The sequence below is a fragment of the Flavihumibacter sp. genome, from assembly GCF_036676075.1.
In the GTDB taxonomy this organism is placed as follows: domain Bacteria; phylum Bacteroidota; class Bacteroidia; order Chitinophagales; family Chitinophagaceae; genus Flavihumibacter.
This window is the reverse complement of sequence record NZ_JAKFDQ010000016.1, coordinates 338,754-350,733: the sequence shown is the minus strand read 5'-3', so window position 1 is coordinate 350,733 and position 11,980 is coordinate 338,754. Positions and strand designations below refer to the sequence as shown.

The 11,980-nt window shown below is 43.4% G+C and carries 12 protein-coding genes; 7 read left to right on the top strand and 5 right to left on the bottom strand.

Annotated features, from left to right (window positions below):
- Both V6M43_RS16370 and V6M43_RS16365 read left to right on the top strand, forming a co-directional pair.
- Window positions 1-1,474 (top strand): hypothetical protein (locus V6M43_RS16370; protein WP_332737116.1); only part of this gene is annotated, 1,474 nt, incomplete at its 5' end.
- Window positions 1,475-1,587: 113 nt separating this feature from the next.
- On the top strand, window positions 1,588-2,406 hold the full coding sequence (locus V6M43_RS16365; RefSeq protein ID WP_332737115.1) for a glycoside hydrolase family 16 protein: 819 nt from the start codon (window positions 1,588-1,590) through the stop codon (window positions 2,404-2,406).
- A gap of 48 nt (window positions 2,407-2,454) precedes the next feature.
- On the opposite strand, the gene V6M43_RS16360 is transcribed toward V6M43_RS16365, so the two are convergent.
- On the bottom strand, window positions 2,455-3,030 hold the full coding sequence (locus tag V6M43_RS16360) for a hypothetical protein (protein ID WP_332737113.1): 576 nt from the start codon (window positions 3,028-3,030) through the stop codon (window positions 2,455-2,457).
- A 318-nt stretch (window positions 3,031-3,348) separates the two neighbouring features.
- Between V6M43_RS16360 and V6M43_RS16355 the strand changes: the two genes are divergently transcribed.
- The gene (locus V6M43_RS16355) at window positions 3,349-4,089 is read left to right on the top strand and encodes a hypothetical protein (RefSeq protein ID WP_332737112.1); all 741 of its coding nucleotides are present in this window, start codon (window positions 3,349-3,351) and stop codon (window positions 4,087-4,089) included.
- A gap of 41 nt (window positions 4,090-4,130) precedes the next feature.
- Here the strand turns inward: V6M43_RS16355 and V6M43_RS16350 are convergent, their stop codons facing one another.
- Window positions 4,131-4,358, bottom strand: a complete 228-nt coding sequence (locus V6M43_RS16350) for a CDGSH iron-sulfur domain-containing protein (RefSeq protein ID WP_039128450.1) — start codon at window positions 4,356-4,358, stop codon at window positions 4,131-4,133.
- 11 nt (window positions 4,359-4,369) lie between these two features.
- Entirely contained in the window at window positions 4,370-5,539 is a 1,170-nt protein-coding gene (locus V6M43_RS16345) for a THUMP domain-containing class I SAM-dependent RNA methyltransferase (RefSeq protein ID WP_332737109.1), read from the bottom strand.
- Between the two features lie 68 nt (window positions 5,540-5,607).
- Here V6M43_RS16345 and V6M43_RS16340 point away from each other — a divergent pair, with 68 nt between their 5' ends.
- From V6M43_RS16340 to V6M43_RS16325, 4 genes are all read left to right on the top strand, one after another.
- Window positions 5,608-6,162 carry a DUF1415 domain-containing protein gene (locus V6M43_RS16340; RefSeq protein WP_332737107.1) on the top strand — a complete coding sequence of 185 codons (555 nt, stop codon included), beginning with the start codon at window positions 5,608-5,610 and terminating at the stop codon, window positions 6,160-6,162.
- A 67-nt stretch (window positions 6,163-6,229) separates the two neighbouring features.
- Window positions 6,230-7,300 carry a 3-oxoacyl-ACP synthase III family protein gene (locus tag V6M43_RS16335; protein WP_332737105.1) on the top strand — a complete coding sequence of 357 codons (1,071 nt, stop codon included), beginning with the start codon at window positions 6,230-6,232 and terminating at the stop codon, window positions 7,298-7,300.
- A gap of 1 nt (window position 7,301) precedes the next feature.
- The gene (locus V6M43_RS16330; protein WP_332737103.1) at window positions 7,302-8,285 is read left to right on the top strand and encodes a YpdA family putative bacillithiol disulfide reductase; all 984 of its coding nucleotides are present in this window, start codon (window positions 7,302-7,304) and stop codon (window positions 8,283-8,285) included.
- A gap of 87 nt (window positions 8,286-8,372) precedes the next feature.
- Window positions 8,373-9,227, top strand: coding sequence for a matrixin family metalloprotease (locus tag V6M43_RS16325; RefSeq protein ID WP_332737101.1), 855 nt, complete (start codon window positions 8,373-8,375; stop codon window positions 9,225-9,227).
- 2 nt (window positions 9,228-9,229) lie between these two features.
- Here V6M43_RS16325 and V6M43_RS16320 read toward each other — a convergent pair whose 3' ends face one another.
- Complete coding sequence (locus V6M43_RS16320) at window positions 9,230-10,537, bottom strand: GntT/GntP/DsdX family permease (protein WP_332737099.1); 1,308 nt, start codon at window positions 10,535-10,537, stop codon at window positions 9,230-9,232.
- The gene (locus tag V6M43_RS16315) at window positions 10,525-11,976 is read right to left on the bottom strand and encodes a gluconokinase (RefSeq protein WP_332737097.1); all 1,452 of its coding nucleotides are present in this window, start codon (window positions 11,974-11,976) and stop codon (window positions 10,525-10,527) included. Before V6M43_RS16315 ends, V6M43_RS16320 begins: the two co-directional genes overlap by 13 nt.
- Window positions 11,977-11,980 lie beyond the last annotated feature (4 nt).

Genomic DNA, 11,980 nt, shown 5'->3' with positions numbered 1-11,980 from the left:
CAGTGGCGCAGACGATGAGGACTACCAGCCAGGAACCCTCACCACCACCACCGATTTCCAGCGCATCGTCAGCAGCGGAGAGTGCAACAGCTCTACTTCCAATGCCGTGACCATCACCGTGGATCTAGCATCAACCGGAGGAATTCTATCAGGAGCTAAAACAATTTGCGAAGGCAGCACCAGCGGAGAGCTGGGCCTCACCGGACAGACCGGTACCATCCAGCGATGGGAGTCTTCTCCATCAGGTGCTGATGGATCATGGACCACAATAGCACATACCGGTCCTACCTATACTTCCGGTGCCCTCAATGTAGATACCTGGTTCAGGGTTATCGTCAAGAGCGGCGTGTGTGCCGAAGCACCTTCCAATGCCGTGAAGATCACTGTTGAACCAACACCGGTTATTGTCATCAATCAGCCAGGAGCAGTTTGTGCGCCAGGAGTGGTGGATTTGTCAACAACTATAAGCGCAGAAGGAACAACAAGTGGACTCACTTTCACATATTGGAGAACATATCTCGATAATGTTCTTAGCAACCAGATTACTGGTACAAACATCCAAAACATCAGTCAATCAGGTACGTATTATGTGAAAGGGACATCAACAATCGGTTGTTTTGCGATAGCTGAAATCGTTGTTTCTTCCACCAATTGTAATGGCCTTATCTATCCAACATCTACAACATGCAACTCCTTCCTGAATGGTCAACCACCATTAGATAAGATTTGCATAACACGTGCAACAAAAGGTACTAAGTCAACGATCTCTAATGCAACACCAGGAGTATTCTTCTACTACACCAGTATAATTGCGCCATCTGCTAACTTTACTGTAGATGTTATTCAGTACAATGTTTGCAGCCCAGTCCTTAAACCATTTATCGTTCAAAAAGGACAGGTATTTGGATTCAGTGGCGGCTGTACAAAAATTGCAACTGGGGCAGAGATCAGAAACAAGCCAGGGGATGCAACCATATCATTCACCGGCCTCACGCCAGGACAAATGGTAGTAGTTTCTGTGAAGTATGACACCAAATCCATTATTGGTGGAACCATGCCGGCAGGTGATTGCCAATACTATTTCATCTCGAAAGTGAATGGTGTTGTTGATAATAGCACAGCTGGAAACATACTGATATCTGAGTGTAAAGCACCATTGATCACAGCAGCTGCACCATCTATCCAGGCTGCGATTTCTGAAGGTCCTGAAAGCATAATCTTGAAAGCATTTCCAAATCCATACATTGATGAGGTGAACTTCAATTTCATTTCACCTGTCAGTGATAAAGCAACAATTGAAATGTATGATTTGCTGGGCAGAAAAATTGCAATTGCATACAGTGGAAATGTTCGCGCCGGTGTAACGAATTCTGTCAAGTATAGGATTCAAGGAGCAAGAAGAGAACCACTATTCTATCGTCTTGTAATTGGATCACATATTGTAACTGGCAAACTCATCCCAGGAAGTAAATAAAATTAAACCCCTTTAAACATCCCAAAGCAGGCATTTAAATATGCCTGCTTTTTTATTATACCACACCCCTCCCATCCTTTTTACCGCTAACTTTAGAACCAAGATTAGTTGCCATGAATAAAGTAAATTTTATACTGCTCAGTTGTTTGCTGCTATCATTATCCGCCTGCATTAGCCAAAAGCCTGTATGGTCAGATGAGTTTAACAAAGCCGGACTGCCTGATTCCACGAAATGGAATTATGATGTAGGGGATCATGGCTGGGGAAACAATGAAAAGCAATTATACACAAACGCAGATTCCAATAATGCAGTAGTTCGCAATGGATCATTATTCATAACCGCCCGCAAAACAGGTGAGGGCAAATACAGCTCGGCAAGGATGATCACCAAAAACAAGGGCGACTGGAAATATGGTCGCATTGAAGTTCGTGCCAGGCTTCCAAAAGGATTAGGAACCTGGCCAGCTATATGGATGCTGCCAACAGACTGGAAATATGGCGACTGGCCCGCAAGCGGCGAAATCGATATCATGGAGTTTGTAGGGTATATGCCAGACTCAGTTTTCTTTAGTGTACATACAAAATCATATAACCACTCCATCGGCACACAGAAAACAAAGGGAATATTTCTCTCCGACACACATGAAAACTTCCATATTTACGCAATTGACTGGAAGGCAAATGAGATCATTTTCCTGGTCGACAAAAAAGAAGTTTTCCGTTTCACAAAAGAGAAGAATGATCCCGATGTCTGGCCTTTTGACCAGCGTTTCCACCTTCTATTGAACCTTGCTGTTGGCGGTAACTGGGGTGGACAGAAAGGAATTGATGATAGTATCTGGCCCCAGCATATGGAAGTTGATTATGTACGGGTATACAGTAAAGGTGGTGAGCCTCCTCTAATACTCATGAGCCAATTCCAGATTCCATGAGCCAATTATTTGTATTTATGATCCAATTAATGGGGGTACATGAGCCAATTATTCAACTTCTTTAGGGTTCATATTTTTAGCAAATATGTATTTTGCACCCGCTCCTTTACCTTCACCAATAAGAATGCCCATACTGATTATATCCTTCAAATCACGGGTAGCCGTTGCTTTGGATACCTTATTGATATTCTGGTAAATTGAATTGCTTAGTTCACTAAATCTTGCCAGATAAATTAATCCATTTAGCTGGCGTAGAGACAATGGAAAGGCTCCAAATTTTTCTACCGCCAGTTTTTCAACCGCCCTTTGTGAGAGAACTTTGTGCTTATTAATATACTCTTTTACCAGCAGACTACAGGCTCTTCGGTAGCCTTTATCCTTAAGATGTTTAATCCTTTCCATCACCTCCTCCCTTTGAACCGGATCAGCAAGTATTTCCCTGGCATGTTTCATTGCCTTACTAAATAATGCATTGGAGGCACGTTGAGCGGGAGAGCGAACCACTTTACTCATATTCGGGTGTTTGCTAACCACAGTCTTCCCTCTATAATCGCGGTAAACAATGGTTTTTCCAATAGAACCTGAGATGCGCTGCATTATAATATTAAAACTACCGTCGGCCATATAAATTAATTTATTACTAATATAATCCGAAATAAAAATCATCCTACGGACATCCTACGGATATCTTCCGAAAATCCTTCGTATTAGAAGGCATTCAACTTAGCTTTAACTCCGCTTAAGGCATGCTCATGCAAGCCTTTTCTTAAATAAAATACAATTATTTATACCGTATTTTATTTGTTTTTTACCATTAATTCATTATCTTTTACTAACCATTATCCCTACCCTCTTTATGATCAGTGAACGATGGATTTGTGTTGAAAAATAGCATCTGCACCTGTTGCATTCATTCGCTTTTTTAAACCCAAAACCATAGTTATGAAACGATCAATCATGATGGTGCTGGCCATTGCAGCATCCCTTTCATTCGCATTTTCGCAGGAAGACAACAACAACGTGTTCTGGACCAACATCATCCAGATAAAACTTGACAAAAGAGCCGATTTCGAAAAGAAGCTTCCCGCCTTCCTCAAAACACATTATCCCGGTTTTAGCTTCCGGATCTATGAAATTATTACCGGACCAAACACAGGTTCCTATGCCGTGGTTACCGGACCATTATCTTACAAAGACCTTGACCAGCCTATGACAAGTCCCAAAGGCGAGGCTGCGAGAATGGCAGATGAGCAGGCGCTGGACGCTATTTCCGTTAAAGCCGAAGTAAGCCACTTACGAAGGGTGAATGATCTAAGTATGGCAAAAACGGATAGAAAGCTGAAATTTCTGCAGGTTACATACCGCGAATTTCAAAACGGAAGCTGGGGCGATACCCGGGATATACTCAAAAAACTAAAAGATGCCCGAATTGCCGGGGGATCAAAGGTTGATGTGGACATATACCGCCCTGTAGCAAGCGGGCCACTGAATATGTATGCCAGTGTCCGCTATTTTGAGAAATGGGAAGAACTCGACTACGATGAAAAACTAACTGACCTGTATGATAAAGTAAATGGAACCGGCAGTTGGTACAGGGAAGTAGATAAACTGAATGAGTGGACAAAAAATTCAAGAAGTGAACTGAGGGTTTTAAGAACTGATCTTAGCGTCAATAAACAATAAAACAAAAAAAGGCTGCCAATCAAACTGGCAGCCTTTTTTAATCAGATTGTTTTTTTTGGTGGTAGTGCAAATGCTTTTGCCTCATGCTCAAAATGCCCCTTATGCGAACCATCACAGAAGGGTTTGTTCTGTGACATACCACATCGGCATATACTTACTAATTCTCTTCCCCCGAGATCATAAATATTCCCTTCCTTGTCGCGGATCTCAAAATCCCCTTCCACGCGTAATGATCCGTTGTTGTTGACTGTAATAATTGTAGTTGCCATATTTATATAATTTATACACTTGTTCTTTTTGTACCTGAATACAATTCATATTCCAACAGCCGGCAGTCTATTTTGCCATTGAAAAATTCGATGCGACGGCTTGCTTTTAATCCGATCTTTTTTGCGAGTTCGAGATTACCTGTGAAAACATAACCAGTATAGCCCCGACAGCGTTTTTTCATAAAATCTCCTATCCGTTTATAAGTTTCTTCCAGTTCAGCCTCCTCCCCCAAACGCTCACCATATTCCGGATTAATGATCACAATGCCACCTCCTTCTTCAGGAAAAGGTGCCTCAGCAAAATCGCCCTGAAAATATTCAATATAATTCTCAACGCCGGCCATACCAGCATTGATCTTAGATACATTAATGGCATCGGCGCTGATATCCGAAGCATAAATTTTTAATCCGGGTACTTCTCTCACCTTTGCCCTCAATAAAGCCATCTCTTTTTCATATAGCGTATGATCATATCCGTGGATATGCATAAATGCATAATTATTCCTGAGAAGTCCGGGCATACGCGAAGTAGCAAGCAAAGCCGCTTCAATTGCCAGCGTACCAGAACCGCACATTGGATTTATCATTGGCGATTCCCTGTTCCAGTTGGTTGCCAGGAGGTTTGCAGCCGCCAGTGCTTCCAGCATAGGTGCTTTACCGGGGATTTTCCTGTACCCATGCTTGGCAAGGGTTTCACCTGAGCTGTCAATGAAAAGTTCTGCCTGGTCGTTCTTCCAGAATAAATAGATAACGGTGTTATCGAGCAGAGGACCTGAATCCGGTCTTTTACCGGTTTTTTCGCGCAAAACATCAACGATAGCATCCTTTATCCTGACATTGGCGAACATATCTGTCCGGATGGTTTCATGATACACATTACTGGAAACAGAAAAGTATCCGTCGGCCGGAATCACTTTTTCCCAATCAACTTCACGTGCTGCTTTATATAATCCATCCGGATCAAAACAAGCAAATCTTTTAAGGGAGTACATTACCTGGCTGGCAGTACGCAGGTTGAGGTTGAGTCTGATACAATCAGCCAATGTACCTTCCATGAATAAACCGGTAGACAGTACATCTTTAACTGTATATCCCAGGGCTTCCACTTCCATTTTCAGGAAAGACGACAATCTCTTATTACAGGTGATGAAAATCCTGCTACGCCGTGTAAAATGACTCATTCCAGCAAAAGTAACGTACGGGGATCAACTTCTTTCATTCTGTACTAATTTTGCAGCAGTTCCATATTATGAGCAATCACTATACTATAGACGAGATCATTCAGCAAACTAAAGCATGGATCTATAAAGTTGTGATCGGATGTAATTTTTGTCCATTTGCCGAACGTGAGATGAAGCGGGGAACTGTTCGCTTCATTGTTGAGGAGAGTCATGATCCGGGCATTTTACTGCAATCATTCCATGATGAGTGCCTGCACCTGGATGCCGATCCCAATACGGAAACAACTCTTATCATTCTTCCATACGCTTTTGAGGAGTTCCAGGACTATCTGCAGTTTTTGGAACTCGCGGAAAACCTTATTATAGAAAAGGGCTATGAAGGAATATACCAGGTGGCGAGTTTTCATCCCAAATATCATTTTGCGGGTGAGCCTGCAACGGATGCAGCCAATTATACCAACCGTTCACCTTATCCAATGCTTCACCTGCTTCGGGAGGAAAGCATTGAAATAGCTTTGGAACATTACAGTGGCAATGCTGATGAGATACCAGACAACAATATCCGCTTTGCAAGGGAGAAAGGAACTACATATATGAAAATGTTGCGGGACAGTTGTTTTTAATATTTTTATGTTGAAACCAAAAATCTGCGAACTTTAAGCCGGCATGCTATACATGCCTGATTTTGAAATGAAAAGAACGATAATAACGGGAACCGGAAAATATATTCCCAACCGAATCATCAAGAATAGCGCATTTGGACACCATGTTTTCTATACCGAGGATGGTCAACCGATTCAAACTCCTCCTGCAGAAGTTACGGAGAAATTTCGCCAGATTACCGGTATCGAAGAAAGAAGATATGCCGAGGAAAACCTTACGGCATCCGCAATGGCATTGGAAGCTTCACGTATAGCTATTTCAGATAGTGGAATAGATCCGGAAACACTTGACTATATCATCGTTGCTCATAATTACGGCGATATCCAGACCGGAAGTATACAGTCTGATGCAGTACCATCACTGGCTTCAAGAGTGAAACACCACCTTGGAATAAAAAATCCAGCCTGTGTTGCATACGATATTCTTTTCGGTTGTCCGGGATGGTTACAAGGAGTGATCCAGGCCGATCTTTTCTTTAAAGCCGGTGCAGCCAGCAAGGCATTGGTGATAGGATCGGAAACCCTTTCGAGAGTAATAGATACACATGACAGAGACAGTATGATATTTGCCGATGGAGCGGGTGCCACTGTACTTGAATATAAAGAGGATGCCGGAGATACCGGTATACTGGGTTCGGCAGCACAGTCAGACTGCACAGTTGAAATGGATTTTATTGATTTTGGCATATCCTATATTCCGGGAAGTGTGGAGAACCACCGTTATATTAAGATGAAGGGAAGGAAAGTATATGAATATGCGATTACACAGGTACCCGCAGCAATGAAGGCCTGCCTTGACAAAGCCGGAGTTTCCATAGCTGATCTGAAGAAAATTTTCATTCACCAGGCAAATGAAAAAATGGATGAAGTGATCATTAAAAATTTCTATAAGCTCTATGGTCAGCGGGTAACGCCTGAAAAAATTATGCCCATGAGCATACAATGGTTGGGAAACAGTTCGGTTGCAACCATTCCCACCTTGTATGACCTGGTTAAGCGAGATGAGTTGCCGGATCACCACCTTCAGAAGGGAGATATTATTTTATTTGCATCCGTTGGAGCTGGTATGAATATTAATGCAGTTTGTTACCGATACTAGTATGATCAAACCCAAGCCTGAACATTACCAGGTCATCATTATCGGTGGAGGACCCATTGGTTTGGCTTGTGCGCTGGAAGCAAAGAGATCCAGACTTAGTTATGTAGTTCTGGAAAAGGGTTGCCTGGTAAATTCGCTCTATAACTATCCTACGAATATGACCTTTTTTTCAACCTCGGAAAGGTTGGAAATCGGTAATGTCCCCTTTGTTTCGAATAACGCCAAGCCAACGCGTGCGGAGGCCCTGGAATATTACCGAAGGGTAACAGTAAGTAATGAGATCAATCTGAAATTATTTGAAGAGGTGTTGGCTGTAAAAAAACAAGACGTCAATTTCACGGTTCGAACCGCGATGACCAATTATACTGCTAACAATATAATTATAGCAACAGGCTTTTACGATATTCCATACCGTCTCAATGTTGAAGGTGAAGACCTTCCGAAAGTTACCCATTATTACAAGGATCCTCATTTTTACGCATTCCAACATGTAGCCATCATTGGCGCACAGAATTCTGCTGTGGATGCTGCCCTTGAAACATGGCGTAAGGGTGCAATTGTAACCATGGTTGTAAGACAGCCGGAAATTGGTAAAAGAGTGAAGTATTGGGTAAGACCAGATATCATTAATAGAATTAAAGAAGGATCCATTAAAGCTTATTTTGAAAGCACTGTGGCTGCTATTCGTGAGCATGAAATGGAAATACAAACACCGGATGGAATGATAACTATTCCCAATGACAGGGTGATTGCTATGACGGGGTATGAACCCAATCTTAGCTTTCTGAAAAAAACAGGTATCAGACTTTCAAAAGCACCTGTGAGAAAACCGGAATACAATGAGAAAACACAGGAAACGAATATTGAGGGAATCTATCTGGCAGGTGTAATATGCGGAGGGATGGATACGCACAGTCTCTTCATAGAAAATTCAAGGATACATGCCAAAAGGATAATGGCCCATATCAGGAGAAGGGAAAAATGAATTATATTTAGGTAGCTATCTCACCCTCAAAACCTCTTTATGGGACCTTTATCCAAATGCGTAATCGGGGCATCCGCATACCTCATAATGTCCTCATGTTCCAAACATTCCGATACTAATCAAATTGATCTTCCCGGGACATCTCTTTCTCAAATTGCAAAAAACTCTTCCTTAAAAAAACATCGTCCTGTTCTTTATAAAGTTGAATACCTGGGTGCACGAAATGCAAGTTCTGCGGGCAAAGCAATTTTGTATAATGATAAAAAAACGAGGCCATCGAGTGCGTTCGTAGCAAGGGATCCAAGGAGGCAGAGCGGGCAGGGATTAAGCTATATGGTAGCTAATAAATACAGCACAAATTCAGGTAGCAATATCCAACAGCAATCAGCAGCTTTTGACAGGGCAATGAACAGTTGGGCTGGCACAAATTGCTCCCGTTTAAGCTTCCGCAAATTGCAGCCTGCAGGCGCTGTCGGTTATATATCCTCGTTACTCGGCTTTGGTGGCAGCCAGAATTATATGGCTGACATTGTTCATGCCGGATTTTTAGATGCTGCATTTTTTGATCAGATCGTATCAGGAGGGTCAGGATATATACTGGCCGCAACATTCACATTGATATTCTTTGATGAGAATGGCATGCCAACTGATATTGATAAAAATGGTGCTAATGATATCGCTTTCCAGGAAACCTATTACAACAACAATTTTAACTGGACCACATCTTTATCCACCGATTACGATATCGAATCGGTTGCCCTTCATGAAACAGGGCATGCCCTTGGCTTAGGTCATTATGGAAAAGGAGAACTGCAAAGAAACGGACAACTAAAATTCAGTCCACGCGCAGTTATGAATCCTGTTTACCAGGGAGTACTCCGTGAAATTAAAGGACCCGACAAATCCTACGAATGTCTTATCTGGAAGAACTGGATCAACTGATCTCACATCAATGCTGCATAAAGTAACACCAGCAGCAGCCCACCAATTGAAACGATGGTTTCCATGATGGTCCATGACAAAAGGGTTTCTTTGACCGTAAGCCTGAAGTATTCCTTGAACATCCAGAATCCTGTATCATTTACATGAGAAAAGAAAAGGCTCCCGGCTCCAACAGAGAGAACCATCCATTCGGGGGATACTCCGCCGGCCTGAACAATAGGTGCAACAATACCGGCAGCGGTAAGGGCTGATACAGTTGCGGATCCTATCATCACTCTTATAGCTGCTGCAACCAGCCAACCAGCTACAAGGGGAGGAAATTCATATCGTGCCACAAGTGATGCAACTTCATTTGCCACGCCACTTTCTGTAAGCACCTGCTTGAAAGCCCCTCCGGCCGCAATAACCATCATAATGATCGCAATGCTTTCTATTGCTGAGCCATAGTGCCCCATCAGGGTTGCCATATTCATACCCTTTCGGATTCCGAGCCAATAACCTGCAAGTAAGGCAGCGATAAGCATGGCCAGCACGGGTTCTCCAATGGCCATTAAAAAAGGGTAAACTGGGTTATCGGCAGGGATAATATTTATGAGTGCTGCGGGAATGGCAATTAATAAAACCGGCAAGAGGGCGATCCAGATACTGGCGCGGGCAGTGGGCAGACCAGTTGTGTCTGTGGTTGCAGTAATCTCTTCAGTAACCATAGGCCCGCGGTGACGGAATCTCTTTCCGAACAATACACCTGCGATCCAGACCAATGGCAATGCTACCATCATTCCGTATAGTATGGTCTTACCAATTGAAGCCTTGAATATGGCCGCCAGCGCAACGGGGCCGGGATGGGGAGGAAGAAAACCATGCGTAACAGATAAGGATGCCGCCATGGGCATTGCCACATAAAGCAGCGGAACTCCTGCACTTGCAGCAATGGTAAAAACAAAAGGAACAAGTATCACAAATCCGGCATTGTAAAAAAGTGGGATGCCTACCAGGAAGCCCATCAATAAAACAGCCCACTGAAGATGGTCTTTTCCGAAGGTTTTCATCAATGACTGGCTGATAACAGTTGCTGCCCCTGACTTTTCAAGTATGCGTCCCTGCATGGCTCCCAGGCAGAGTATAAGGGCCATACTACCCAGCGTTGAACCCACGCCATCCTGAACAGCTTTCATCAGTTTTGTGAAGGGGAGCCCATATAAAAATCCAACCATAAGGGTCACCAGTAAAAGAGCAATGAAGGGGCTGACCTTTTTTATTGTCAGGAACAGGAGAACAGCGATGGCTGCAATTATTATCAGGAATGACATAAGCGAAGAAATTGCTGGTAATTGGAATTGAATATAGAATTCGTTTGTGCATTGGGGATAAACTCTTCCATTTCACCCTTCAAAAGAGAAAAGAATGCATCATAATCTACAATGATTTTTTGCGATCTCATTCCTGTTGCAATAGCGCCCATGGCCGATGCATCTGCTTCTTTGGAAGGAACAACCAGTTTTCTGTCAAGTATATCGGCCATAAGTTGTACCCACCATTTATTGGCGGTAAAGCCACCACTGGCATGGATGGTGTGGATATTACCAGTGGCAGTTTCCAGGTGCTGTAGCAAAAGTCGAAAAGAATATCCGATACCTTCCAGGATAGCTCTTTTAAAATGTTCCTGCCGATGATTCACACTTATACCCGAAAATATTCCTGTTGCACCAGCATCCCAAACCGGTGCCCTTTCTCCTCCAAACCATGGCACACAAATCATTCCATCAGCCCCCGGCGGTACTGCAGAGGCCATCTCAATGAAAGAACTTATAACGGTCGCAGCATTGCGATTACCCTTCATCACCTTTTCTTCCCACCATTGCAAGACAATACCACCATTATTTGTAGCAGCACCAGTTATGTAAAATTGTTCATCAAGAATATAGGTAAATAATTCGGAGGAAGGATTTGTGCTGAGTTCACTGTGCGCCACCCTGATGGCACCGCTGGTTCCTATGGTTAGGGCAGCTTCTCCCCTTTTAAGCGCATTGCTGCCAAGTTGTGCCATCCCTCCGTCACTCCCTCCAATCACCCATTTGACATGCGTAAAGGGCAAGCCATGTATTGCTGAATTACCTTGCCGGCAAAATTCCACCGGAACGGGTTCTGGTAATTGGTCTTTGCGAATTCCAGCCAGTGTTAAAGCAGGACCATACCATTGACGCGACCGGGTAGAAAACATTCCGGTTGCTGAAGCAATGCTATGATCAGTTTCCCATTCACCGGTGAGGTGAAACCATATATACTCCTTGATGCCGGTGCATTTACCGGTTCGGGCAAGTTGAGTTGGATCGGAATGATTTATCCATGCCAGTTTACAAAGTGGCGACATGGGATGAATGGGTGTGCCGGTTTCTTCGAAGAGCCCCCGCGCCAACACGCTAGCCTTTAAATCCTGAATGATAGGAGCAGCGCTATTATCCGCCCATGTATACAAAGGAGTGATCGGCAGGTTATTAGCGTCAACCAGCATAATGCTATGCATTGCCGAACTAAAACTTACAGTCAGCTCCTTTTGAAATAATGACAGCGATTCTCCTGCTTCAGAAAGCAATTGCTTTACTGCATCAAGAATTTCCGGGGCATCCAGAATGGCGCCGGCTCCTTTAGTATATCCCCGTTTGGATTGATAAACCAATTGAAGGCGCTCATCACAAACAAGTAGTTTGGTATGGGTTGTACCGATATCAACACCGGCGAAATATTGCATAGAC